Genomic DNA, 24,828 nt, shown 5'->3' with positions numbered 1-24,828 from the left:
AGTCACCAGCGTCGTCATTCTTGAATTGGAATACCAAATCGTTCACTGAGTTCACGGCTGTAGATGCTCGCTCGTTCGAGCGCGGCAGGTCCAAGATCGTGGCTGCGGATTGTATCGGCCTGTACCTGCCTGATCTCCTGTAGGTGCCTGAGATCGAAATTTCCTATGGTTACGCTCGACTGATGCCGGCGGTGTGAATTGAGCGAACGCGGGGAAAAAGCGATCGAACCATTTTCGAGCAGACGCAAATATGTCACCCAATCCCCGGCGTTGCGCAACGACATGATCTCTTCGCTGTGTTTGGCCATCGCATTCCTGAGCGCCTCCCTTCGAAACAAGACGCCGCTGACGTTCGGAATGGTGTTCTTGAGGTAAAGTGCCTCGGCGATTTCCCGGCGGCCGTCCACGACGTAGGGTTTCGTCCAGCGAGACCGGTCGATGTCCGACACATAGTCGAGATAGTGTTCGGACAAGACCCGGCCGGCGCCGTCCATCTGTCGCGACTGGCAATAGCTCATCACCACCTCCTCGCGTTCGAAGGCGGGCAGAAGCTCGGCCAGAAAATCGGGATCGGCGAGGTCGTCGGCTTCGGCGATCCAGACATAATCGCCGCGCGCCATTTCGACCCCCCGCATCCATTGGCGGAATACCGATCCTGAATTCTGCGCATTGGCCACCAGCCGGTATGGAATGTCGCAACCGGCCAGAAATTTCTCGATGACTTCGACGCTATCATCGGTCGAAGCATCGTCAAGCACGATCAACTCGTAGGGCTTTATCGTCTGATCGACAATGGAGCCTAGACGTGCGCCCAAGTATCGGGCGTAGTTGTAGTTAGGCACGATGACCGACACCCGCGGCAATGGCTTTTCGGCGTAAATCAGCAGATCATGCAGGTATTGGCTGAAGCTGAACTCCTGGCGGACGATATCGCGGCCAACGCTGGCGAGACGCCGGGCTTCACTTGGATTGTCGAGCAGATTGCCAATGACCTCGGCCATCGCATCGGTGTCGAATGCCTGCACGAGGATTCCGCAATCCCGCTTCAGCAGATCCTGGAAGCCACCAGCGCCCTCAAAGGCAACGACCGGCACTGTGGCATCCAGCGCCTCAAGCACCACCGAAGGGAATGGATCTTCACGCGAGGTCAAGGCGTAGATATCAGCGGCGAAATAGTATTCCTGCGGATTTTCCACCAATCCGACAAAGACGAAGCTGCCCTCAAGTCCCGCTTCCTTCACCCGCCGCATTTGCTTGGCGTGAAAGACAGTATCGACATGACCGACCCAGACTGCAACCGCATCCGGCCTGGATGCCACAACCTTGAGGCAAGCATCAAGGAAAAGATCGAGGCCCTTGCGATGGTCGGCATAGCCCGCGCACAGGATGATGCTCGCGTTTGTCGAAAGCCCTAATCTTGCGCGAACCGCCTCGCGGACCTGTCGGCGATCATCGGCGAGATAGGGCGTACGCAGATAGAGTCCTTGCGGCCTGACTACCGACTGGCTGACCGGTTGGCCAACAAACTCTTCGAATCCGGCTTTGACGATCTCGGCTGGGAAAACGACCGTTTCAGCGTTCTCAACAATGGCTGCGGCTGCGTCAGCAAGACCGTAGGACGCCAATATTCCGGGCAGTTCATGGACGAGGCAAACGGTGCGGAACCCTGCCTGCTTCAGCAGCGGGATGAGCTTTCCGGATACGGTGGTATTCACGACGGCGACCTCGGCACCGTTGTTTCTAATGGTGGCCAGACGTTTCAACACATCGGCATCGCCTTGTTCAGGCAAGTCGATCCTGTGCACGGTCGCGGCGTGGGCGAAACGGCCGAGCAGCGGCCCGTCGCCCAGCACGATGAGATCGGGCTCAAAACCAAGCTGCTTGAATCCCTTGGCCAGATTGAGAGCCAGCAATTGCGCCCCATGCGGGTGGGCGTCGTGGGAAACGATTGCAATCCTGGCCTTGGACTTCCCCTTCGCCGCCTCCAAAGCGTCGCGGGTCGCTTGCAGATAGGCGTGGCCGTTAACGCTATCGGGCTCCAGGTGAGCGCCTTCCGCCCACTCGTTCCAGGCATTGACGAAAACCACCCGCTCGGATGGCTCGCTAATATGGGCCAAGGTGTCCTCAATGGCATTGTCCAGCCATCTGCGATACAGCTCGGGGGTGTTGTTGATGAACACCGTGCCGCCGCGCTTGCGGCGTGCGGTATTGTCCCAGCCCGGGCAAACCGAACGGAAGAGCTTGTATTTGCGGGATGAATAGGTTTCGCTGCGTTGTGGGAATACCGACCAGTCATAGACGGTCGTGGCAAAATCCTCATGCAGCGGCGTCACTGTATGCGTGACATTTGGCGGCGCGGAATTGTTTGGCGGAAATTCCACGGCGGCATCGAACCCGTAGCGATGGGGGGGCACAGATTCGAAGGACTGGGTGTAGGCCAGGAAAATCTCGCCGATGCCGTTCTCCCGGCACCAAGTCCGCCAGCGCCGCGCTGTCTCAGCCGCCGCCGGGAGCAGGCTTGGCCGATAGACGAGCAACAGCGGCTTGCCATTGATGCGGATGTAGCGAGGGTCACGAAGATAGGGCGCGACCTCGGCGATGAACGCGAGATCATCCTGGGGGGAGTGATCCTGAGCGATCAGGATCTCCTGGTCCATTCCGTCCCAGCGGCGCGACCAATTCTCGTTGGCCCAGCAGACGCAGAATGGCATGTCGAGGCGCTTATCCTCGAGCCAGTTTTCGAGCGGCTTTTCCAGGAGCCTCTTGCCGCCGAACCAATAAAAATAGAAGCAGAAGCCTTCCACTCCATAGAGCCTTGCCATTTCGATCTGGCGATGCTGCACAGCAGTATCGCGCAAGTCGTAGTAGCCGAGCGTATCCGGCACGTGCGGCTGGTGGTGACCGATAAATTGCGGCTCAGCGGGCCGGACATTAGACCATTCGGTGAAGTCCTGTCCCCACCATTCATCGTTTTCGGGGATCGGGTGGAATTGCGGCAGGTAGAACGCGATGACGCGCACCGGCTTCTGGAGCAACGGCGGCGCATCGAGAAGCGGCACATAGACTGGTTCGGGCGAGAAGATCGGGCCGGAACTGACCAGCGCCCCGCGCAAGACCATCTCGTTGCTGCCCACAGGCGCTTGGGGTGCCTCCATGCTTCTCCAGGCGCGGTAGGCATTCGTAACGCCAAACAGCGAAGGAAAGGTCGAAAACGCCGCTCTCTTCAATTTTCGCTTGAGGTCGATGGAGAGCGGCAGATTGTGCCAACAACCGTAGGCACCCCGAATCGCCAAGCGGCGGACCCGTATGCGAACATCGCCGATAGCGCGGACGCGGCTCCCAATCCCCCGCAGAGGCTTGGTCACTCGCCAGGATGTGCTGGCATAAACGGCATCGAGAACCTCATGCAACCGGATTTCCTCGGATCGCGCCTCGTCGCGATCCGCAAGCAGCGCACTCGTCGCCCTGTGCGCCATCGACAAATTTTGTTGCAGGAGCTCGATCTCCTTGTCTCTCGCAATGATCTGTGTCCGCCCTTGAGCAATCTCGTCGTCTCTTGCGCTGACTTGTGTCCTTGCGCTTGAGATCTCGTCTTTGTAGGTCCGGATTTGTTCTCGCATTTCAGCCATCTCGCTGGAGAAAGCCTCGATACGCGCCCCATGATGCCCCACCAATTTCCGGTTGGTTTCGATCTCCTCCTCCATCGTTGTTGCCTTCAACGACCATGGATTTCCGGTTTGATCGATCGCCTTGCTCTTCGTCTCGTCGAGAAGAACCACGCTCCCGTCGGCGAGCGCGACCCGCCCGTGCACGTTGCGCGCGCCCAGGACGTTTTCCGGAATAGGCAGCTTCGTGACAATGCAAAGCGAGTTCAAGAACTCGACGGAATGAACCGACGCGAGAGAAGCCTCATCGAATGTGACTTTGTGCCTGTCGGCGAAAGTCGCCAAGGCATCGACCCGACGACGATCCAGTCCCCAATGCTCATGGTTGACTACATCAAGCAGGCGTTTGAAAAACGAGATTGAGGAAAGCGGATCGTAGAGACCGCCCTCGAACTCCTGCCAGTAACTGCAATGCAAATCCTCGGCGATGTACATGCCCCCTTCGGAAAGATGGGGGAAATATCGTGCGAACGAGCGTATTATATCCGAGGATAGGTGCGATCCGTCATCAATTATAATATCATACTTTTCCGACATCGAGATGATGTCGCGCTCTGTTTCATCAGTATTGGCGTCACCTACGGAGATCTTTATCTTCCGGCTGTCGAAAACGAGATTCCCGCAAGCCAGATTGACGTCACAACCAACGATTATTTCAGCATTGGGGAAATATTTCTGCCATATCTCCAGGGATCCGCCATTCTGAACTCCGATTTCCAGGATTCGAACCGGCCTGTCTCGATACTCTGAAAAAATATCGTCGTAGGTGCTGAGATAGATCGACCATTTATCCGACACTTTGCCGCGATGCGCGTCGTACAGGTCACGAAGTGAAAGAGCCTGCTTTGCAGGCCTTGCCGTTTTGGCTTTGGCGCGTGCCTTGCCAGCAGGCATCGCATCGCGCAAGGTCTCGGGTGACGGGTGCTTGTTCATGCCGTCAATACTTGTTTCATCTCACTGGCTAGGAGTCGGTGCACCACCGCCTCCGTCGATTGCCGCCAGTCCGGCGCATCCCACGCGAACGCCGCCGCGAATTTCGCGCTCGACAGCCGGGAATTGGCGGGGCGGCGCGCCTTGGTTGGGTAGTCCATCGTAGCAATGTCCCGTACCCGCGCCCAGGGACCACCCAACACGCGGCTTGTGTCGAGGATATGGCGGGCAAAGCCGCTCCAGTTGGCCTCGCCGGTTCCGGCCAGATGATAGATGCCGGATGTGGCGGCGCCCTCGTGCAGCTGTGCCGCCGCATGCAGGATTGCGTCTGCGATATCAAGTGCAGATGTCGGATTTCCCCATTGATCGGCCACCACCGCGATCTCGTCGCGGTCGGCGGCCAGCCGCAGCATGGTCTTGACGAAATTCTTGCCGAACGGGCTGTAGACCCATGCCGTGCGCAGGATCAGATGGCGCGGATTGGCCGATGCAACCGCCTGCTCGCCGGCAAGCTTGGAGGCGCCATAGACGCTGGCTGATGCGGTCGCGTCGGTCTCGACATAGGCCGCGTCCTTGGTGCCGTCGAAGACATAGTCGGTCGAAAGATGAATGACGGGAACGCCAAGCAGCGCCGCCGCTTCCGCCACCTTGCCGGCGCCGATGGCGTTCACCGCGAATGCCAGATCGGGCTCATCCTCGGCCTGATCCACCGCCGTGTAGGCGGCAGCCGACACGACGATATCCGGCTTCGCGGCCGCGATGGCTTCGATCACGGTGTCGGGTCTTGAAAGGTCGAGTTGCGGACGGCCAATGGCGATGACCTCAACGCCGGCGGTCGCCTGGCCGGCCTCCAGGAGGCTTGCCGCGACCTGCCCGTCGCGTCCTGTGACAACCAGCCTCACGCCGCCCCCTTGCGCGCTTCGCCCAGCCGTTCACCGGCATAGCGCTGCTCGCGGATCGGTCCCCACCACCATGTGTTGTCGAGAAACCAGTCGATGGTCTTGGCGAGGCCGCTGTCGAAATTCTCATTGGGCGCCCAGCCCAGGTCCCGGCCTATCTTCGAGGCGTCGATGGCATAGCGGCGATCGTGACCGGGGCGGTCGGTGACGAAGGAAATCAGGTCGCGATAGCTCTTGCCCCCTGCCCGCGGCCGCCTGCTGTCGAGGAGATCGCAGATCGTCTCGACGACGCCAAGGTTCGTCCGCTCGGAATTGCCGCCGACATTGTAGCTTTCGCCCGGCAGTCCCCTGGTCGCGACAAGTTCCAGCGCGCGCGCGTGATCCTCGACGAACAGCCAGTCGCGCACATTGGCGCCGGCGCCATAGACCGGCAGCGGCTTTTCATCGAGCGCATTGAGGATGACCAGCGGGATCAGCTTTTCGGGAAAGTGATAGGGCCCGTAATTGTTCGAGCAATTGGAAAGCACGACCGGCAGGCCATAGGTTTCGTGCCAGGCCCGCACCAGATGGTCCGAGGCCGCTTTCGAGGCGGAATAGGGCGAGGATGGGGCGTAGGGCGTTTCCTCGACGAACATGCCGCCGTCGAAGGGAAGATCGCCGAACACCTCGTCGGTCGAGACATGATGGAAGCGGAAATGGCTCTTCCTGTCTTCGGGCAGGCCGCGCCAGTATTCCAGCGCGGCATTGAGCATCTTGTAGGTGCCGACGATGTTGGTTTCGATGAAGGTGCCCGGCCCATCGATCGAGCGGTCGACATGGCTCTCGGCGGCAAGGTTCATGACGATGTCGATATCGTCGCGCCGGAGGATGTCGAGCACCGCCTTTTCGTCGCAGATATCGGCCTGCGCGAAGCGATAATTGTGTGCGTTCTCGATCGGCCGCAGCGAGGCCAGGTTTCCCGCATAGGTAAGCTTGTCGAGATTGGTCACCCGATAGGCCGGGTTGGCGCACAGATGCCGGCACACCGCCGAACCGATAAAGCCCGCACCGCCCGTCACCAGAAAATTCATGCCGCTGTCCTCACGTAACCCATCAGGCGAACACCTCGGCGGCGGCCAGCAGCGGCGCCTTGAGGTCCTTGTCCGAGAGCTGGAACCCGCCGGTCAATGACGGCCATTCGATGCCGATGTCGGGATCGTCGAAACGGATCGACCGATCATGCGCCTGCGAATAGGTGTCGGTCACCTTATACAGGACCTCGGTGTCGGGCACGAGCGTCACGAAGCCGTGCGCGAAGCCTTTTGGCACCAGAATCTGGTTGCCCTTCTCGGCCGATACTTCGAGAGCGACCCATTTTCCGAAGGTTTTCGAACCGCGGCGAATGTCGACCGCCACATCGAGAATGCTGCCCCGGATGACGCGCAGCAGCTTGTCCTGCGCGCGCGGCGCAAGCTGATAATGAAGCCCTCGCAAGACGCCCGCCGCGGCGGAATAGGAATGATTGTCCTGCACGAAGGCCAGGTCTATGCCGGCCTGCGAAAAGCGCTCGGCATTGTAGGTTTCCACGAAGAAGCCGCGCGCGTCGCCATGTCGCTTCGGAACGATTTCCAGCACGCCATCGATGCCAAGGGGCCTGACCTCCAACGCCTAGCCCTCCGACAGGTCGACGACACGCCGGCGCAGATAGGCGGCATATTCATTCTTGCCCAGGTGGTCGGCGCGACGCAGAACCTGGTCCACTGTCAGCCAACCCTGTTCAAAGGCGATCTCTTCGGGACAGGCGACCTTGATGCCCTGGCGGTGCTCGATGGTGCGCACGAATGACGAGGCCTCATGCAGGCTGTCATGCGTGCCGGTGTCGAGCCAGGCAAAGCCGCGCCCCAACCGATGCACATGCAACTGGCCGCGCTCGAGGTAGACGTTGTTGACCGCCGTGATCTCGAGCTCGCCGCGCGCCGAGGGACGGATGGCAGGGGCGATGTCGACGACGTCGTTGTCATAGAAGTAGAGACCGGTGACCGCCCAGTTGGATTTCGGCACCTGCGGCTTTTCCTCGATCGTCAGCGCCGTTCCTGTGGCCTTGTCGAAGGAAACCACGCCATAACGCTGGGGATCCTCGACATGATAGGCGAACACCGAAGCGCCCTTTTCGCGCGAGGCTGCGTCGCGGCAAAGCTGCGACAGCCCGTCGCCGAAATAGATGTTGTCGCCGAGGATCATCGACACGTTGTCCTTGCCGATGAAATTGCGGCCGATGATGAAGGCCTCCGCCAGCCCGTTGGGCTGCGGTTGCTCGGCATAGGACAGGTCGAGGCCGAACTCCGATCCATCGCCAAGCAGATCGCGAAAAATCGGCAGGTCACGCGGCGTCGAAATGATCAGAATTTCACGGATACCCGCGAGCATCAGAACGCTCAGCGGATAATAGATCATCGGCTTGTCGTATATCGGCAGAATTTGCTTAGAGACTGCTAATGTTAGTGGATAAAGACGCGTTCCACTGCCTCCAGCAAGGATAATTCCTTTCAAGAAGCTCTCCTTGACATGCCTGAACCCCCCGGCCCCAGCCGCCCGTGCTTAGGTTCCATGCAATGGCTTGTCAATCTCGGCGTTCGGCAAACGACCGGGTCACGGTCCAGCGCCAATCCATGGCCAATTCCAGGCGACGCATTGCTATCGTCTTGCCAAGGCCGGCCTGACGGGAACAAGCAGATTGTCATCATGGGCCTCGGTCGACTCGCCTCTCTGGCTTAACCGCCCAGCGAATCCCTTGTGAAAGATGATGCCATTCATATAGGCGAAAGTCATCGCAAGCGCCGCCGTTCGCATGGGATAATCGACCAGGGAATGAACGAGCAGAAACGATACTGAGAGAAATGCCATTTTCTGCAGCGGATCTCGCCGTGCCGCAAGGGAAAACGCAAAAACCAATACCGAGTAGGCCGCGACCAGAAAGACAACAGGCGCGCCACCTTCAAGTGCCAATTCCAGATAATCATTGTGGGCGTGATTGACGTAGGGCTTGAAGATCATCTCTCCCTTTTCGTAAATCTGGTAGACTTTCGGAAAACTGCCAAAGCCGACGCCCGTCGCCCAGTTCTCTTCAATTCCCGCGATCGTCGTGCGGGCAAATTCGGCCCGTCCAAAGGCCGGGTCAACCACTTCCTCATCGATCTTCGTCCACGCCCCGATCGTGTAAAGCGAAAGCCCGATGAAGACAGCGGGTATTCCATACCCGCCCAGCCTCGAGCGCGCGGATAGAAAGACAACCGATATTATTGTGATCGCCAGCCCTATCAGAATACCGGCGCGCGAACCGGCGGCCAGGAGCAACAGCAGCAGCGTTATCAAGCCGAGCGACCCGGACAGAAGGTGCCCGCGAAACAGGCCGTAGTAGACGACGAAGGGGACGGAGACGAAGAGCAAAGCTGAAAAATGGTTCTGGTTGGCAAACAGTCCCGCATTGATCGTGAACGGCAGCAAACCCTGTATGGCAACCGTGTCGGAGAGCGAATACTGGATCGCCGCAGCCAGTCCGTTACAGATGACACCCATGAAAAAGAAGGGCAGAAGACCGTAGATCTGATCTGGGCGCAAGCGGGTGACGCTCAGAAAGAATGCAGCCATCGCCACGAAGTACAACAGACACTCGATCGTACGTCCCACGCCGACACTGACGAAACGCAGCCCGGTTTCACCGCTCAGCCATGGATTTGCAAGTAAAACCTCAGGCCGCAATCCGCTCAACAGGGCGGCAGGCAGCGGCACGATCTGAAAACAGAACACGGCTAGGCCCAGAGCAAGCAACCACAGGGCCGAGCGAGGGATGCCGTGCTCCGACGGCCTTGAAAAGACGGCCGCGGCCGCTGCAATCGCCGCCACCTCGATCAGCGCTTCGGTGTAGAGACCGCTCGCGGTGCCGCCGCCAATCAGCACTGACAGGAAAAGAACCGACCCAAGCAGATATTTTTCCCATTCCGTGGACCGGGTTGACCGCTCTCTCAAGATGAAACTCTTTCGATGCTCAATTTGTGCATGACCAGCGTGCCAACATACCGAAATCGCCAGCTCTCAGCGATGGCAGCTGTTTCCAGCCGCAACAATTGCATGGGACACGCGCCTGGTCCGATCGCGAAATCCAGGCTCAACTGCCGCCGATTGAATGTGCCTTCCGGAATGTTGAACCGCGCTATTTCGCCCGCCGGATCCGCGCATCTGATGGACCAGAACAACTGTTTGGGCAGCTTCAGGTTTCTCGCGGAGGCGATCAGGGAAATCCTGTAGGAGCCGGGAGGCAGTTCGACATATTGCTGGAGCGCGGCGTTCTTCACCGGCGTATTCAGGAATCGAACAGTCGCTCCGCTATCGCTTTCGCCGACATCGCGCGCCCCGGCAAAGGTAATTTCCAGACCGGAGGGGTCGCGAACCTGCCAGTCGAATGGCTTGTCGCTGAGGATATGCTCAAAGCCGCCGTTGAAAATGTATCCGGCCAGTGTCCGCTCCTGATCGGACAGACTGAACAGGAACAGCCGATAGGCCGCCTCGTATTCCTTCTGCCGGATGTACCCGTTGATTACGGCAGACAACTCCTTCGACGTCGGTTGTGAGCTCGATCCGGCAAGGTCCAGCAACAGTTGATTTGCGACGCGCAGGCCCCGCGGATCCTTACCAAGGGCGGAGAAAAGATTGGACCTCCACGGTGCCTCGATCCTTAAGGCTGCCAGGACAGCCTGATATCCGTCCGGGTTTGAAAGAATAGCCGGCATGCCCGCCGCAATGACTGGAAATCTGTCGGGCCACCGACGCAGCAACGTGTCGATCTCGGCAACGGCCTTTGACAGATCGCCCACTGCGATCGAGCGATCGATCGATCTCTGAAGCGAATGGATTTCAGTCTTGGACAGCTTTCGAGCCTGGTCGAAGAGTTCAAAAGCCTCGTCTTTCTCACCTTGTCGATACTCAATCTCGCCTATCAGGCTGTAGAGCCGGGCATCCGCGACATTGAAACGAAGCGCGCCCTTCGCCTTTGTCGCCAAGACGTCGAGATCAACACCGTCGCCTGTTTCGCTCAACCGACCGGCAATTTCGCCTATCAAGGCATCTGTGTTCAAGGGATCGAGCGCAAGCGAGACGGCCGGCGTTTCCGACTCAAGAAGCCGACTTAGCCCTATCGACGAAACCGCCAACACCAGAACGGAGGCGACGAACCAAACGCCTGAACGCCGGAGATTTCGCGTGAGCGGGCTGGCCTGCTCCGTCATCGACTTTGCCCTCAATTTTCGGGGTACTCGCGCCATAGTCGTAGTACTGATAGTTCATGTATTTATAGGCGTAATTGTAATCGAACTTGTTGACCGTAAATTTCGACATCGCCGCTCCGATCACGTTCGCACCGGCTGAGCGCAGACGCTTGAGTGCCGTTTTGGCTGACTTGCGTGTGACCTGATTGGTCGAAACGACCATCAATGTGCCTTCGGCAAGCCGGCTGAGGATTGGTGCGTCGGAAAGACCGACGACCGGCGGGGCGTCGATGATGACCAGATCGAAGCGTTTGCCTAGATTGGTCAAGATCAACGCCATCTTCGGCGACGAGAGCAGGTCGGCCGGATTCGGCGGAATCGTTCCGGACGTCAGCACGGTGACATTGGGGTATTTCGTCGGTCTGAAAATGCTCGGCAGATCGTCCTTGCGAACGGTATTTGTCAGCAGGTTGCTCAACCCGATCGCATTGTCGAGGCCGAACAGCCGGTGCAGGTTGGGTTTGCGGAGATCGCCGTCGACAAGCAGAACCCTTGCGCCGAGTGCCGCGAAATCCTGGCCAAGCTTGAACGACGTGGTCGACTTGCCTTCCGACGGTTCCGAACTGGTCACCAGCAGCGATCGCGGCGCGCCCTCCGCACCGGAGAACTGCAGCGATGTTCGCAGCGAACGATAGGCCTCGGAGAGCCCGGATTTTTGATCGGCGATGCTGGCTATGAGTTCGCGGTCACCGACAAGCGGCAGGATGCCGAGCATCGCCAGCCCCAGCTCTTTCTCGATCTGCTCCGGGTTGGTGAAAGTGTTGTTCAGCAACTCGATGATGTAGATGATCGATGCAGCCAGGGCCATGAAAAGCGCGAGAGCGACTGCAAGATTGATGCTCAGACGTGGAGAATAGGGGGCTGTGGGCAGCGAAGCGAAATCGACTATCGCAGCGCTTTGCGTCTTGAGCTCCGAGCTAACGCCGACTTCATTCAGCTTGGCGATAAGGCTGTCATACTGCGATCGGTTGGAGTCGACTTCGCGTTTTAGGATCGTGTATTTGATATTCTTGTCGTTGAAGACGACCTGCTGCCTCTCCATCTCCGCGAGCTTGGACTTGAGGTCGGTTTCCTTGTTCTGCGCTTCCTGATATTTCAGCCGCAACGAATCGGTTATCGCCAGCACGCCGTTGTTGTAGAGTCGCTGCAGTTCCTTGATCTGCGATTGCAATTGCTGCATTTCCGGAAAACCGGGCTTCAGGATGCCCAATTTCTGCTGATACTGGCTGGTCAGATCCGCCAGCTTATCGCTAAGCTTCTGCAAACCTTCGCTTTCCAGAACCGGACCGAGGCTCGACCCGCGGCCCTTTTCTATCTGATCGACCACCCGCCCCGCATCAAGACGCTCCTGGATTGCCGTGGCCAGGGCGGTGTTCAGGGCTTCGATGTTGGAGCCGATCAGCGATTTGTCATCGCCGGTAACCGTGATGCCGGCATCTTTTGCATAGGTGACCAGTTCCTCTTCGGAGGTCTGCAGCTTTTGCTTCACTTGCAAAACCTGTTCCTGGATGAACTGCCGTGCCAGGTCAGAGGTCTCGCTGGTCTGATCGAGACGTTGATCGATAAAACTCTGCGCAACCTGATTGGCAACGTCGCTTGCATATTTCGGCTTTTGATCGACGAAGGTGATCGATAGCAGGCTTGTATTGGTGACCAGATTGACCGTCAGATCTTCCTGGATGCGCTTGATCGCAATTGCCTCGCGCTCTTCGGGCGTTTTCTCCTCAATGGAGGGTGACTTGGACATCCCGAACGCACGGTAGACAATATTGCTCGGGGAAAAGCTCGGCGTCGGAAACAGAAAATCCGGTTTTTCGCTAAGCCCAAGCTGGAACACCACGCGCTGAGCCAATGCCCGGCTCTTCAGCTTCTCCCGAGCGGTCAGGAAGGCCCGGACGTCGCTGTTTTCGGAAACAACCTCAATGTCCTGAAACACTTTCGCCGAAGGCACCAGAACTTCGAGCTGCGTCGTCGCCAGATATTTTGGTGTCTGCATCATCGTCACGATGACGCCGGCAACGAGCCCGGCCGCTGCCATCATGACGATCAGCCAGCGATACTGGACGATGTATAAAAGCAGCTTGAGCGGGTTGAACCCCTCATCCTGGCCCGCATAGTCGCGACCATAGGGACCGTAGTTTTGCGGCACGTCGTAATAGGAGTCCGCGGACAGGGCCTGGCCATGTCCGGGTCCGGCAAGTTGGGGCTGCCTGTTGCGATCGAGCATACGCGAGGTGATCCTGGGGTTGTCCGTGTCTACGGAATGACCGCAATGCGGGCAGCGCTGGAGGCGAGGCCCAGCGCATCCTTCAAATTGTTCATCGCGATTTTCGACTTCGAAGCAAAAACGACGACCACGTCGCCGCCATAGATCCGCGGGTTGCGGTTCTTGCCGGCGCGGATTTCCTCGACATTGTAATTTGCGACCAGCTTGTTTTGGCCGACATTGCGATAGACGAAGACCTTACCGGCATCACCGACCGGATTGAACCCTCCGGCAAGGGCGATCGCGTCGAGCAAGGAAGCGCTGCTGGACACCGGATAAATGCCGGCCTTGTTGACTTCACCATCGACCGTGATGCGCTGGCCAATCGACTCCTTGACGAAAATCGTCACGTCAGGCGACTGCAAGTACTTTTCACCGTAGGCAGTCTCGATTTCCTTCTCGAGCTGACGAACGGTCTTGCCGGCTGCGGTCATGGTTCCAATCAGCGGAAGCGAAATCTGCCCGCCCGCGTCGACCTGAACTGTTCTGTTCAAATTATCGACCTGAAACACACTGACCTCGAGTACATCGTTGGCAGACAGCGGCTGCTCGCTGCCGTTCTGGGTATTCTGCGGCGGCGGGAGATCCTTGACCACCTGCAGCGTACCACCGCCTGAGAGCGCCGATGAAGACGCCATCGGCTGCAGCGCATCGACAGAACTGGTGGAGGACGTCGATGTCGACGAAGTGCTTGCGCAAGCAGATATTGCTAGCGATGCGAGCAAAGCGGGCACGGTGCCCGCATGACTTCTTGCAAGATCGAAAATGCCCATCAAAGAGCCCCGCTCTTGAACAACCGGCCCAATCCGCCAAACCGCCCCGCACTGCTGCCGCCCGATTTCCTCGCGCTTTGCTTTCCGATGGGCACGAGCGGCCGATTTTGCAATATCGCGTCCGGGCGTTTCACTGCCATGTTGTAAGCCTCATCTTCCCCACACCGGTTCGCGATGGCGACAACCGCCTGCGAAAGCCCTGGCCGCCGCCGGCTGGCGCCGTGCGTGTCGGAGGCGACAATATCCACCCTGCCCTCATCCAGCAGCTTCTCCGAGTAGTAGAGCGCCGTACGTCCAAAGGCCCCCGTCACAGAATCAGCCGTGAGCTGAATAAGGCAGCCTAGCGTATTCAACCTCTCGATGACGTCGTAATTCGCCTTGATCCAGGTCAACCGCTCTGGATGAGTGAGGATCGGCACGAAGCCGGCGCCTATGAGACGCGCGGCGAAATCTTCGAGCCGCGGAGGCAGAATGTGATGTGGCGGTTCGAACAGGAAATAGCGGGATCCGTTCAGAGTCGGCACCGTACCAAGCCTCAACCGATCGGGAAGATCAGGCGCGAGATGAACATCAGCGCCAACGTATAGGGTAAGCGGTATGGCAGCGCGATGAAGCTCCAGTTCCAACGCCTGAACAGCCTCGGCAATGTTTGGCGTGGCGTTCTCATAAACCCCAGGCATTACATGCGGCGTACATGCCATATGCGTTGTACCGTCGGCGACTGCCAGCCGTGCCATCTCCAGCGACATGGCCAAGTCAGGAGAACCGTCATCGAGACCGGGCAGGATATGTGAATGCAGGTCGATCATTGGCGTTTCTGGTTGAGAGGAGGCAAAGCTTCGCCTCGACAAAAATAGAAACGCGTCACCCGCATGAAGGCGAATGACGCATTTGACAAATTTACGCAAAACAACGGGGGTCGTATCCCGCCTATTGGCTGACCGCGTCGTCGTCATCCTGCAGGCCGATAATAAGGGCGACGGCACCACCGACGGCGGCGCCGCCCAAGAGAACCGGCAGCATGCCAGGTTCTGAGCTGGCGGGTACGATCGTCGCAGATGGTGTCTCAAGCGAAACGCACATGCCGCCTTCGATAGGGTCGACCTTGACGGTGGCATTGGCTGGAATATCGAGCGCGCAATTGGCTCCGATAGCCAGCGAAGCAGACGCATGCGCCCCGGTCATGATGCGCGCGCCCGCATACACCGGCGCCTCGGCATCCACCCCTGCATAGCCGCTGGCCTGGGACATCTGGACATCACCCCGGACCTGCGTAAGACGACCTATCGCGTCTTCGGACGCCGGCACGGGCGCAAGACAGGAACAGGTTTGCTGAGCTACAGCCTCGGGAGCGGCGAACAGGACGCCCCCTGCGACGAATGCAACAAAAGCAAAAGCAGCCCCGAACCGATGGCAACTCATCATTTTACCCCACCAAAACCTGTAACTCGCCCTGTTGGTACGAATTACAGCCCGCCCCGCTCCAAGCAATAGAACAATATGGTTAACAAACCCAACAAACCAGCCGGCCCCGCCAACCTATCCAGACCCTTCTCTACAGCGGCCGACGCCGCCATATCTTCGTCAGCGGCTGACGCCGTTGTCGTCGTCCTGCGTCGCCGCGAGCACGCCAGACGTCAGAAGCGCCCCGGCGAAAATCGCCTCCGGCGGACCGAACCCAGCGCCGCCCCCGGAGGGCTGAATAGCAGCCGTCTGCTCCGAGCCGACAAGCTTGAGGCAAATGTTGTCGCCAAGGCGGGAAACGTCGAGGCTCGAATTGGCCGAAACCTCCAGATTGCAGCCGCCGACCAGAACGGAGGCCTCGCCCTTGGCGCCAACCACCACACGGCTGCCGAAATCGAGCGCGCTTCCAACCTTGGCAGCGCCATAGCCCGCCGTCTGCGACACCATCACATCACCGATGGCGGAACGGATGGATCCGATCGGGTTTGCCGAACCTTGATAGGGTGTCGCGCAGCTGCACGAAGCATCCTGGGCAAACGATGAAGCTGGACCAAACCCGATTGACACGACAAATACGGCAAGCGCAGTTTTAACCACAAGGTTCATCAGTCTTCGATCCCTTCTTGCTGCACCACTTCAGACGCACCCAGTCAAAGGCAGTGCATCAGCGCGTACCAGTTTTTGGCCACAATTCCAACCTGTTTCGCGCGCGCGAAGCGATTTAAGCTGATGCGTGTCTGTCCGAGCACAGTACTTTAGCCAAATCGCATTAATAGTTTTCGACTAACTTTCACAGGTTTCTTATTATCGGGCAAAAATTTGACGTCTCCTTTCTGTGGTGACTGGCTCGATAAGATTTGACCAAGCTGAGCGCGCCAAACCTTCCGACACCCAAGCTAATATATTGAATTATAGATACATTTTCGGTGTAGATATTCCTGCTGACAGCATGTAATTCGAGATCGGCTCGATACCAATCGCGGCCAACGGGGGTAGACGGCCGGCTCGGCTACCCATTCCTCATCTCTCGGCCATGGAGATCTGGCTCCATGCCCCCACCTCGATCCAATTCACCAAGTCGACGTGCCTCAGACTTGGAGCCTTTACCGCCTATTTTGGCCGTACCACGTTCCCTTGCCGGTTCCATGTTGGGCCAGATGGTTCGCTTCGACCAGAATGGCCAAGTGTTTTTTGACGGTATTTCGGTTTGCACCTGTCAAGTTGACGATCTCGCTGATGGTTATGCGCCCACGCTCATTGATGGCCTCAACGATTTGCAGCGAGAGTTCGGGCAACGTGCCGAGCACAAGGCGCTCCCGCTCGATTTTTTTCTCCAACCTCCGCTTTTGCTGCTGCAGAGCGCGTAGGAAATACACAGCCCATGGCTGCCAATTGGGGTTCGGGCTGCGGATCGTCTTCTGGGTCTGGCGTAGCGCCAGATAGTAGCCTTCCTTGCTGTTCTCAATCACGCTTTCGAGGGAAGAGTAAGGCACATACGCATATCCGCTGCGCATCAGCAGGAGCGTCGTCAGAACGCGCGACAGCCGTCCATTCCCGTCCTGGAATGGGTGTATCTCCAGAAACACCACCGTGAAGATTGCGACGACGAGCAGAGGGTGAAGGCTTTGCTCGTTGAGTGTGTCGCGTGTCCACTCGACGAGCTCTTTCATCCGCTTCGGCGTATCAAAAGGCGTCGCCGTTTCGAAGATGACGCCGATCTCTTTTCCGTCGGCATCGAACGCACTGACATTATTGGCAAGTGTCTTATATGCACCGCGATGGCGTTCATCCTTGTTGCTGAACGCCAGCAGGTCACGGTGTAATTGTGTCAGGTGGTTTTCGGTCAGATCAATCGCATCGAAATGTGCGAAGATCATTCCCATGACCTGCGCATATCCGGCGACTTCCTGCTCGTCTCGGGACTCAAAGAATTTGATGTCGAGGTTGGCGAGCAGCCGCTCCACTTCGCCGTCAGTAAGCCTGCTTCCTTCGATACGGGTAGAAGAGCCGATGCTCTCGATGGTCGCAACGCGGCGCAGAGCCGATAGGCGCTCCGGAGCGAGCGCGCCCATCGCTCGCCAAGCCCCTTTGAATTCGTCGATCTCCGAGACCAGGGCAAGGATTTCGGTGGTAATTTGCAGAGAGTCGATCTTCAGGGTCATACCCACAAATATACCCACAAATACCCGAAAATTCAAGAACCGACATACCCAAGAAAGGACCCATAAATACCCAAATACGGGCAGCCGGCCAGCTTGAGAACAAGACCCACTCACTTCGCCGCAAGAGGCTCCGGTCTTTACTGGCGACCTGCTCAGCAAGGTTTGTACGTTGCGCCGGCCTGAACCGGCTGGCCGCAGAGAATTCCGCCCTGCGTAAGTATGGTGGCCAAATCTTCGCCCTCGGCCGTCAAGCACTGCACAACAAGGGTATCGCCAACCCTGGAGGCGATCTTGCCGTCGCAAGGTGTTCCGGCACCGACAGGTTTGCAGGCCAGGACGAGCCCCTGGTAGTCTCGGCGCGCCGCTTCCGTCACCAGGAGGCGCATAGCCTGAGGCCTGGAAAACGCCGCTCCGCACAGCAGGATCTTGCGACCGCCGACGCGTAGATCATCGACCGATGGGATTGCGAGCTTGCCGTCAAACGGCTTGAGCTCGGCTACCGGCTTCGCGGGGGACGGGCCGCCCCTCTGCATCACGATGATGCCCAGAAAGCCAACACCAAACAAAACAGCCACGACGGCAAGCAACGCTATGCTCCTGACTGACAAAACCATCCTCCATCCGACCCTGTGCGGCCGGTCCGCTCATTTCGTCGCAAGGGCGCTCAGTCTTTCTATCTGCTGCATGTACCTCTCGATGACGATCGTTTCCGAAAACTGCCGCTCGACCTTGTTTCTGCTCTGTGCCCCCATCCTGTCCCTGGACGAGCCGTCCAGCCGCGCAAACTCGACCATCTTGCTCGCAAGGTCATCAGGGTCCCTCACCTTGCATAGGAAGCCATTGACGGAGTGGTCCACCACTTCCCTGCATCCTGGCACGTCGGTTGCGATCAGCGGCTTGCCCATCGCAGCCGCCTCGAGCAGCGAGCGCGGCGTTCCCTCCCTGTAAGAGGGCAGCACGACACAATCGGCGGCACGCATGAAAGGCCGCACATCGTCGGTGGAGCCGAGATATTCGACCAATCCCTCGCCAACCCATTTTTCCACGTGCTCGCGGCTGACCGCGGTCCGGTTTTCGACATCAAGAAAGCCGAGTAGCTGGAAACGCACTCCGGGCACCTCACGGCAAACCCGACGGGCCGCCGTGATGAACTCGCCGACACCCTTGTCCCAGAGAAGCCGGGCCACGAGAAGAAAGACGATGGCGCCAGACCCGGTGCGCGCTTCGGACAACGGGGCAAAACGCACGAGGTCGATCCCGGAGCCAGGCAAAAGCGCGGTTCGATCCTTGCGAACCAGACGTTCGTCGACGAACAGCATCCGGTCATCGTCATTCTGGAAGAAAACCATTTTGGAACGGGCCAATGCCACCCGGTACAAGGCCTTGGCAATCCTGAGCAGCAGACCACCGCGGACGAACGCCGTCCCCAATCCCGAAATGTTGTTGATGACGGGAATGCCGTTCAGATTGGCCGCGATGGAGCCGAACACATTGGGCTTGATCGTGAAGCCGACAAACGCCAGCGGTCTCTCGCGCCGCAAGAGACGCCAGTAGCGCCACAGAAGGACCAAATCCCGCAACGGTGACGTGCCGGAATTGTCCATGTCGAGTTCGACATAGCGGCAGCCCATGGCCCCAATCAGCGGAGAATACTCGTCTCTCGGCGCGACGACGACCACGTCATAGCCACGGCTCCGCAGCGCCTCGATCAGTCCCTTGCGGAAATTGACGACATTCCAGGATGTGTTTATCGAGACGACTATCTTGTTGCGAGCAACGGCCGTCATCTCTGCCCACCCGGATATGACGACGGCGCTCTCAACAGCATATCCGCAAACCGATCCGGCGATCTTTCCGACAAGGTCTTTCCGTACAAGGCCGACCGATCACCGACTTGAATGACCTTCAGCAGTGCTTCCGCAATTTCCGACGCGCCAAAGCCGGCTGAAATCTCCAGGCCCGACAGCATGTCCAGATCTCCCGCACAGGGGGTGGTGACGATGCCGGGAATCCGGCAAGCCATCATTTCCAGAAGGACGTTGGGAAATCCCTCCGTCGCCGACGTAAGCAAGCCGGCACGCGCAGCGCGAAACAGCGGAAACGGGTTGTCTCTCTGGCCGAGCAGATTTAGTCGCGAGGCCAGATCAAGCTTGCCGGCGCGGGCTCTCAACTCCGCTTCCATGGGGCCAGAGCCAACCATGGTCAGCTCATAATCCTCGCCGGTCCTTCGTCTGACTTCGGCCAGCACATCAACCGCGATCGTCGGACGCTTCACATCGATCAGCCGGCCGCACCAGACTATCTGCGGACGGCGGGAAAGTATCTCGGCGTCGTGCCCGGACAATGCCTGCATGGACATTTTGACGATGAGATCTTCGTCGACCGGGTTGGGCAAAGTACACAGCTTGGCGATTGCTCGCCGGGGCAATACGTCACGCAGGCGTTCATTCATATAGCTCGTTTGCGCGACTATCATGTCTTGGCTGCCATAGGCAGCGTAGAGCGCCTTGTAAGCGAGCGCGCGAGGACCCTTGAAGCGATCCAGAAGTACCGTGGACTCGCGGGCGACCAGCCTATGGCTGCGGAGAAGTCCAATGCTTCGGGCGGCAGCCAGAAACGAGTTTACCCGTGCGTGACTCGAGAACACCAAATCGTACCGACGCCGGAGCAGCCGCGGGGCGAGCAAAAACTCGCTCATGGCCTTGCCGCCGCCAAAGCCGTAGCTGCACCGAATTCCGTCCTGGTGTGATCCAGCGGCCTCGCCCGCCGCCTGGCTACCCAAGAAACCGATTTCGACGTCCCAGTCGGGTCGCCTCGCGAGTGCGCGCGCAACAAGTTTCAGGATGGTTTCGGCACCGCCTCTTCTGTCGAGCGGAATGGCGATCAGCGCGAGCTTCCTTTTCATGAGCCGCGGGAACTCACTGTTTTCGCCGAAAGACATAGGCGTAGGTTTCCGCGGCATCCTTGCGGAGAAACAGGGCCGAAACGCCTAACCAGATGCGCCAGGCAAGAAAGGCCGGCACGAAAAAATAGAAGTAGGAGCTTTTCCAGAACAGACGGCGCTCGACAAGTTCCAGGTCGTTCCGTTTTGCGATTGTCTCGACGTCACTGGGCAAGCACTTGTCGTAGAAGGCCGGAAACCCGTCATGACCCATGCCCTTTTCAGGATAGATCGCAAAAAGCAGCCGTCGCTTCATCCCCTCCGGCAGGACCCGATTCAATCTGGCAAAAACGGCGTTGCGCGAGGGCGAGAAAATGGCAACCATGCCTCCCGGCTTCACGCAACTGGCAATGCCGCGCAGGGCACCCTCGCCATCACGGACGTGCTCGAGCGTTGCCTGGCAAATGACGACGTCAGCATCGCCCCTCCCCCTAAACGAGGTAAGGTCCGCTTCAATCTCCTCGTCGTATATTCCGCGTGGCGCTTTCGACAACTCTTCCGCGTCGAGGTCGAGCCCAACGACAAAAAGCCCCAGGCGCCGCTTCTCCGAAAGACTGACGAACGGCCTGGCACCCCCGCCAAGATCGTAAACCCGTGCGTTTGAGGTAAGTAAGGGAGGTGCTATCTCCGTCGCAAAGGTCCGGTTGCCGTCGATGCGAAGGCGCCGCGGCAGAGCACTGTCCAGGAGCTCGGAAATGGCCACATTCGCGCGAACAAACTTTCGCAATATCGACACTGCTTCACCACCGGTTTCGTCTGGCGATCTGCGCCCACTCGGATTTGACATCCGCGCTATATCCTGTGGAAGACGTAGAGCCGCGTATGATGCGAAAATGGGCCGAGCAACCGGTCCGCGGCAGCACGCAAACCTCTCAGGATTCCATTCTTGCTGTCGTACCAGGCCTGCATCGGCTTGGAGAAAAATGTCTCGTCCTTCAGCCCCTTGAAGCCTCCCCTTGGCTGTGATCCCAGAAGCTTGAAGCCGTGCTGTTCGAAACTGGAAACAATCGAAGACGGCTCAAGAACGAACTGGTAAAATCCGGCCTGTTCACCTGAAAACCTGGGATAGAGACCCATTCTGATCTTCAGCCGTCGGAGAGGAGAAATGCTCGGCACTGTCACGAAGGCAACTCCTCCTGACCGGATGATGCGCCTCATCTCCAATGCGATCTCATCGTAACCGTCGAAGAAGTGCTCGATCACCCCCAGAGACCACACCCCATCGAAGAATTCGTCCGCGAAGCCCGTTGCTCGAACATCCCCCACGGTCACTTGCAAATGGGGCGCGGCACGGTTCACCATCCCCACGGTCTTCTGCGCGAAGTCGATCCCGTAGGCGGAAAAGCCTGCCTGGTGGAGGCCATGGACCGTATTGGCCAAGCCACATCCAGCGTCCAGGATCTTGGCCGATCCGGTCAGGTATCGCCTGGTGGTTTCAACGACAAAGCGATCCGGCCTCAAGACAATCCCTTCGGCCCAGTGAGAATCCCAATAGTCGTCATCAGCCACCGTGCCGACATGGACGATGCGCCTGTTTTCCTCGTCGTAGAGTGCTTTCTTCTCATTCATTTCTGGCATCCGGCCCGACCACCAAAACAGTGCGCTGTTTCGCATCAGGCCCTTGGTCTGCAATCACATTCCTCAATGCGAAAAAGGAACAGGCAGCGGCAACGACATATCCGAACAAAAACGCCATTTCACTGCCAAGCGGCACCCGCCACCAAAGACCCAATGCCGCCAGACAACAGCAAGCCAACGCCCCTATCGCGTAGGAATAGGTCAACGTCATCGCTTTGCTCGACCGAAGCGCAAACGGATCGATGATCACCTTTTTCGTCCTGTTGACCAGAACAGCACAAGAAACGATCCCGAACACCACAGGGTCAAAAGACTTCCCCAGCCATCCGGAGGCATGGCCCGAGAAAAACAGGCCAACTATTCCGGCCGCCGCCGCGGTCGCAAAAATGAGTGCGATGGCCGCTCCCTCGAACAGTCCGCGCCGAAACTCCCTGACGTTTCCATTTGCGGCGCTGAGAAACGCCCTTGGCACGAAAACGAAGCTGGCCGCATTCATGAAGAAGCCGACGGACCGTTGTGAAAGATCGACACAAAACGAGAAGACACCGAGATGGGTCTCGGAGCCAAGCAACAAAACTATGTATCGGATGCCGACAAACACGCCGCTCTCGGCCAGATTGCTCAACACAAATCCCCAGCCAGTGACCAGAGACCCGGCAAGATAGGAAAAGCCAGGCCGTCTCAGATTCCTAGGTCCCAGCAAGGCAAATGAAATCAGCGCTCCGACGAAATAGCTGAGCGAAAAGGCTGCAAGAGCCGAGCCTACTTTCGCATCTCCGACAAGCAGGACTATGGCTCCTGCCTGGTATGCGACGGCCTGGCCAATCGCCGACCAACCGTACGCCCACAAGCGCAGTTGTGACCTCAAAATCTCTTGAAGTGCGGTGTGCAAGCCGAAAGAAACGATGATGGTCGCGGCAACGGCATTGCCAAATCCCAGCCACGTCAGTGCCAGTCCAGACAGGACGACAAACAACGCCACAACTGCCAGCACGGTCAAGATGGACGATACGTACTCTCTACCCATTCCCGCGGCATGCATTTTTGCGGAAACCGGCATTATCGAATAGGTCGCGACTCCAAAAACAAGTGTCGAAATAAATGAAACTGTTGCAATCGTCGTGCTGAAAATACCGTACTGTCCAGTCTCCAGATGGCTGCCGATGTACAGCAACGTCGCTATGTTCAGAAGACCAGGAACAATTCGTATTACGATGGCTTCCACCAACTTCCACAGGCTGGCTTCTTTCATGAAGTCACCCGCACGAATGACCTCTTGAGCAAGAACGGGAAACTCAAGGCACCAAAGCTCAAACAGGCAAGAACCGCCTTGCCCAGGAACCGAACCGACCGATATCGTCCTAGCCAGAACGCCTTGATGTAGTTCAAGTTCAGCAACAACATCGGGTATGCATTTTGCCGCTGAAGAAGCCGAATCCTTGCCGTCATCCCCTCCGGCAAATATCGTTTCCGTCCAATCTCGACATTGACACAGATAACGTCGTATTCGATCGCCAATCTGGACCAGAGAAGAGATGTTGGAACACGGCGGAACCGCCCCGCTGGGGGCACGGCAACCCGTTTAAGCAAAGGAGTTTTGATGACCTCCTTCTTGTCGCCGACCACCCGTTCGTCGGCCCGCATCTTTATCAGGTTTGTCCGTTCCGACGGAAACGGCTCTGCTGCCCTCTCTGGGTGGCCAAGAGCCATCGAGAACACAAAACCCGCAATCTTCTCATCGACACTTCTCTGCGAGAGGTGCTCACAGACTTCCGGCAAGCGATCGGTGAAGAGATCGTCGTCATCATCGAAGACCATGCAATAGTCGCCAGTGGCGGAAGCAATCGCCGAAAACATCGCGCGGCCTCTGCCGTCATTCGGGCCGGTGGTGACCACCAAACTGGCATCGCGAGATGCGATTTCCGCAAGCGCTTCGTTCGTTCCGTCGGTCGAACCGTCGACATGGACGCATATCTGCAATGGGCAGTCCGTACGCAACAGTTGCTGAACCAGCGCCGCAACGCGATCCCGCCGATTGAACGTGGGGATGCAGACGCTCAATAGCGCCTGGGACTGCAATGGATTGCAGACTGCCTGTTTGCGAGCCGTATCGATTCCATCTGCTCCTGGTTACGTGATCATGGAACAGCGCGGATCAGCCGGGAAACGCCGAGCCTTATCCCCGCCCGAAATACGCCTTGTACCACTCGACGAACCGCCCCACGCCCTCGGTCACCGTCGTCGTCGGGCGGTAGCCGACCGCCTGCTCCAGCGCCGAGGTGTCGGCAAAGGTATCGGGCACGTCGCCGGGCTGCAGCGGCAAGAGTTCGACGATGGCTTTGCGGCCCAGCGCGTTTTCCAGCGCCTCGACATAGGCGGTCAGCTTCACCGGGTTGTTGTTGCCGATGTTGAAGATGCGCCAGGGGGCGCTGCTTGTGGCCGGATCGGGACGGCTGGAGTCCCAGGCGGCATTGCCCGTGGGCGGGCTGTCGCTGGCACGGATCACGCCTTCGGCGATGTCATCGACATAGGTGAAGTCGCGCGTGTGGTTGCCGTTGTTGAACAGCTTGACCGGCTCGCCGGCCAGGATGTTCCTGGTGAACAGGAACAGCGCCATGTCCGGGCGACCCCAGGGACCATAGACGGTGAAGAAGCGAAGCCCGGTCGTCGGCAATCGGAACAGATGGCTGTAGCTGTGCGCCATCAGTTCGTTGGCGCGCTTGGTCGCGGCGTAGAACTGCAGCGGATGGTCGGCCGGACGATGTTCGGAAAACGGCATGTCGGTGTTGGCGCCGTAGACACTCGACGTGCTGGCATAGGTCAGGTGCGCGACGGCGCTGTTGCGGCAGG

The 24,828-nt window shown here is 58.4% G+C and carries 21 protein-coding genes; all 21 read right to left on the bottom strand.

The window, feature by feature from the left end; genetic code table 11:
• Positions 1–14 precede the first annotated feature (14 nt).
• Positions 15–4,598, bottom strand: a complete 4,584-nt coding sequence (locus NKH95_RS03860) for a glycoside hydrolase family 99-like domain-containing protein (RefSeq protein WP_352441349.1) — start codon at positions 4,596–4,598, stop codon at positions 15–17.
• Positions 4,595–5,497, bottom strand: a complete 903-nt coding sequence (gene rfbD, locus NKH95_RS03855) for a dTDP-4-dehydrorhamnose reductase (RefSeq protein WP_352441350.1) — start codon at positions 5,495–5,497, stop codon at positions 4,595–4,597. The genes NKH95_RS03860 and rfbD overlap by 4 nt, the downstream gene beginning before the upstream one ends.
• Entirely contained in the window at positions 5,494–6,564 is a 1,071-nt protein-coding gene (rfbB, locus tag NKH95_RS03850) for a dTDP-glucose 4,6-dehydratase (protein WP_352441351.1), read from the bottom strand. The genes rfbD and rfbB overlap by 4 nt, the downstream gene beginning before the upstream one ends.
• Positions 6,565–6,586: 22 nt before the next feature.
• Complete coding sequence (gene rfbC / locus NKH95_RS03845; protein ID WP_023808534.1) at positions 6,587–7,138, bottom strand: dTDP-4-dehydrorhamnose 3,5-epimerase; 552 nt, start codon at positions 7,136–7,138, stop codon at positions 6,587–6,589.
• Positions 7,139–7,141: 3 nt separating this feature from the next.
• The gene (rfbA, locus tag NKH95_RS03840; protein ID WP_023808535.1) at positions 7,142–8,023 is read right to left on the bottom strand and encodes a glucose-1-phosphate thymidylyltransferase RfbA; all 882 of its coding nucleotides are present in this window, start codon (positions 8,021–8,023) and stop codon (positions 7,142–7,144) included.
• A 144-nt stretch (positions 8,024–8,167) separates the two neighbouring features.
• Entirely contained in the window at positions 8,168–9,499 is a 1,332-nt protein-coding gene (locus tag NKH95_RS03835) for an O-antigen ligase family protein (protein WP_352721789.1), read from the bottom strand.
• On the bottom strand, positions 9,496–10,755 hold the full coding sequence (locus NKH95_RS03830; protein ID WP_352441353.1) for a tetratricopeptide repeat protein: 1,260 nt from the start codon (positions 10,753–10,755) through the stop codon (positions 9,496–9,498). The genes NKH95_RS03835 and NKH95_RS03830 overlap by 4 nt, the downstream gene beginning before the upstream one ends.
• Positions 10,643–13,021, bottom strand: a complete 2,379-nt coding sequence (locus tag NKH95_RS03825) for a GumC family protein (protein ID WP_352441354.1) — start codon at positions 13,019–13,021, stop codon at positions 10,643–10,645. Before NKH95_RS03825 ends, NKH95_RS03830 begins: the two co-directional genes overlap by 113 nt.
• 29 nt (positions 13,022–13,050) lie before the next feature.
• Positions 13,051–13,833, bottom strand: coding sequence for a polysaccharide biosynthesis/export family protein (locus NKH95_RS03820; protein ID WP_031212196.1), 783 nt, complete (start codon positions 13,831–13,833; stop codon positions 13,051–13,053).
• Positions 13,833–14,642: a tyrosine-protein phosphatase gene (locus NKH95_RS03815; protein ID WP_352441355.1), complete on the bottom strand. Its 810-nt coding sequence runs from the start codon at positions 14,640–14,642 to the stop codon at positions 13,833–13,835. The genes NKH95_RS03820 and NKH95_RS03815 overlap by 1 nt, the downstream gene beginning before the upstream one ends.
• 121 nt (positions 14,643–14,763) lie before the next feature.
• Complete coding sequence (locus NKH95_RS03810; protein WP_352441356.1) at positions 14,764–15,084, bottom strand: hypothetical protein; 321 nt, start codon at positions 15,082–15,084, stop codon at positions 14,764–14,766.
• Between the two features lie 333 nt (positions 15,085–15,417).
• Positions 15,418–15,744: a hypothetical protein gene (locus NKH95_RS03805; RefSeq protein WP_352441357.1), complete on the bottom strand. Its 327-nt coding sequence runs from the start codon at positions 15,742–15,744 to the stop codon at positions 15,418–15,420.
• Between the two features lie 656 nt (positions 15,745–16,400).
• Positions 16,401–17,459: a Fic family protein gene (locus NKH95_RS03800; RefSeq protein WP_352441358.1), complete on the bottom strand. Its 1,059-nt coding sequence runs from the start codon at positions 17,457–17,459 to the stop codon at positions 16,401–16,403.
• Positions 17,460–17,611: 152 nt separating this feature from the next.
• Positions 17,612–18,046: a hypothetical protein gene (locus NKH95_RS03795; RefSeq protein ID WP_127295725.1), complete on the bottom strand. Its 435-nt coding sequence runs from the start codon at positions 18,044–18,046 to the stop codon at positions 17,612–17,614.
• A 57-nt stretch (positions 18,047–18,103) separates the two neighbouring features.
• Positions 18,104–19,246, bottom strand: coding sequence for a glycosyltransferase family 4 protein (locus tag NKH95_RS03790; protein WP_352891103.1), 1,143 nt, complete (start codon positions 19,244–19,246; stop codon positions 18,104–18,106).
• Positions 19,243–20,400, bottom strand: coding sequence for a glycosyltransferase (locus NKH95_RS03785; protein WP_352441360.1), 1,158 nt, complete (start codon positions 20,398–20,400; stop codon positions 19,243–19,245). Before NKH95_RS03785 ends, NKH95_RS03790 begins: the two co-directional genes overlap by 4 nt.
• On the bottom strand, positions 20,378–21,187 hold the full coding sequence (locus NKH95_RS03780) for a class I SAM-dependent methyltransferase (RefSeq protein ID WP_128302898.1): 810 nt from the start codon (positions 21,185–21,187) through the stop codon (positions 20,378–20,380). Before NKH95_RS03780 ends, NKH95_RS03785 begins: the two co-directional genes overlap by 23 nt.
• 5 nt (positions 21,188–21,192) lie before the next feature.
• Entirely contained in the window at positions 21,193–21,969 is a 777-nt protein-coding gene (locus NKH95_RS03775) for a class I SAM-dependent methyltransferase (RefSeq protein ID WP_352441361.1), read from the bottom strand.
• Complete coding sequence (locus NKH95_RS03770; protein WP_128302896.1) at positions 21,962–23,230, bottom strand: polysaccharide biosynthesis protein; 1,269 nt, start codon at positions 23,228–23,230, stop codon at positions 21,962–21,964. Before NKH95_RS03770 ends, NKH95_RS03775 begins: the two co-directional genes overlap by 8 nt.
• On the bottom strand, positions 23,227–24,057 hold the full coding sequence (locus NKH95_RS03765) for a glycosyltransferase family 2 protein (RefSeq protein ID WP_164892844.1): 831 nt from the start codon (positions 24,055–24,057) through the stop codon (positions 23,227–23,229). Before NKH95_RS03765 ends, NKH95_RS03770 begins: the two co-directional genes overlap by 4 nt.
• Before the next feature lie 97 nt (positions 24,058–24,154).
• A partial coding sequence (locus NKH95_RS03760; protein ID WP_352891102.1) for an NAD-dependent epimerase/dehydratase family protein occupies positions 24,155–24,828 on the bottom strand: 674 nt, incomplete at its 5' end.

It is taken from the genome of Mesorhizobium sp. M0848, from assembly GCF_040319805.1.
In the GTDB taxonomy this organism is placed as follows: Bacteria; Pseudomonadota; Alphaproteobacteria; order Rhizobiales; family Rhizobiaceae; genus Mesorhizobium.
The sequence above is the reverse complement of the archived record's forward strand: the minus strand, read 5'-3'. Positions and strand labels throughout refer to the sequence as shown.

Excerpts from the sequence above, each read along its gene's own strand:
- NKH95_RS03860 (WP_352441349.1), bottom strand. The coding sequence starts at position 4,598 with ATGAACAAGCACCCGTCACCCGAGACCTTGCGCGATGCGATGCCTGCT.
- rfbB (WP_352441351.1), bottom strand. The coding sequence starts at position 6,564 with ATGAATTTTCTGGTGACGGGCGGTGCGGGCTTTATCGGTTCGGCGGTG.
- NKH95_RS03830 (WP_352441353.1), bottom strand. The coding sequence starts at position 10,755 with ATGACGGAGCAGGCCAGCCCGCTCACGCGAAATCTCCGGCGTTCAGGC.
- NKH95_RS03825 (WP_352441354.1), bottom strand. The coding sequence starts at position 13,021 with ATGCTCGATCGCAACAGGCAGCCCCAACTTGCCGGACCCGGACATGGC.
- NKH95_RS03820 (WP_031212196.1), bottom strand. The coding sequence starts at position 13,833 with ATGGGCATTTTCGATCTTGCAAGAAGTCATGCGGGCACCGTGCCCGCT.
- NKH95_RS03815 (WP_352441355.1), bottom strand. The coding sequence starts at position 14,642 with ATGATCGACCTGCATTCACATATCCTGCCCGGTCTCGATGACGGTTCT.
- NKH95_RS03810 (WP_352441356.1), bottom strand. The coding sequence starts at position 15,084 with ATGTCCCAGGCCAGCGGCTATGCAGGGGTGGATGCCGAGGCGCCGGTG.
- NKH95_RS03805 (WP_352441357.1), bottom strand. The coding sequence starts at position 15,744 with ATGGTGTCGCAGACGGCGGGCTATGGCGCTGCCAAGGTTGGAAGCGCG.
- NKH95_RS03800 (WP_352441358.1), bottom strand. The coding sequence starts at position 17,459 with ATGACCCTGAAGATCGACTCTCTGCAAATTACCACCGAAATCCTTGCC.
- NKH95_RS03790 (WP_352891103.1), bottom strand. The coding sequence starts at position 19,246 with ATGACGGCCGTTGCTCGCAACAAGATAGTCGTCTCGATAAACACATCC.
- NKH95_RS03785 (WP_352441360.1), bottom strand. The coding sequence starts at position 20,400 with ATGTCTTTCGGCGAAAACAGTGAGTTCCCGCGGCTCATGAAAAGGAAG.
- NKH95_RS03780 (WP_128302898.1), bottom strand. The coding sequence starts at position 21,187 with ATGTCAAATCCGAGTGGGCGCAGATCGCCAGACGAAACCGGTGGTGAA.
- NKH95_RS03775 (WP_352441361.1), bottom strand. The coding sequence starts at position 21,969 with ATGAATGAGAAGAAAGCACTCTACGACGAGGAAAACAGGCGCATCGTC.
- NKH95_RS03770 (WP_128302896.1), bottom strand. The coding sequence starts at position 23,230 with ATGAAAGAAGCCAGCCTGTGGAAGTTGGTGGAAGCCATCGTAATACGA.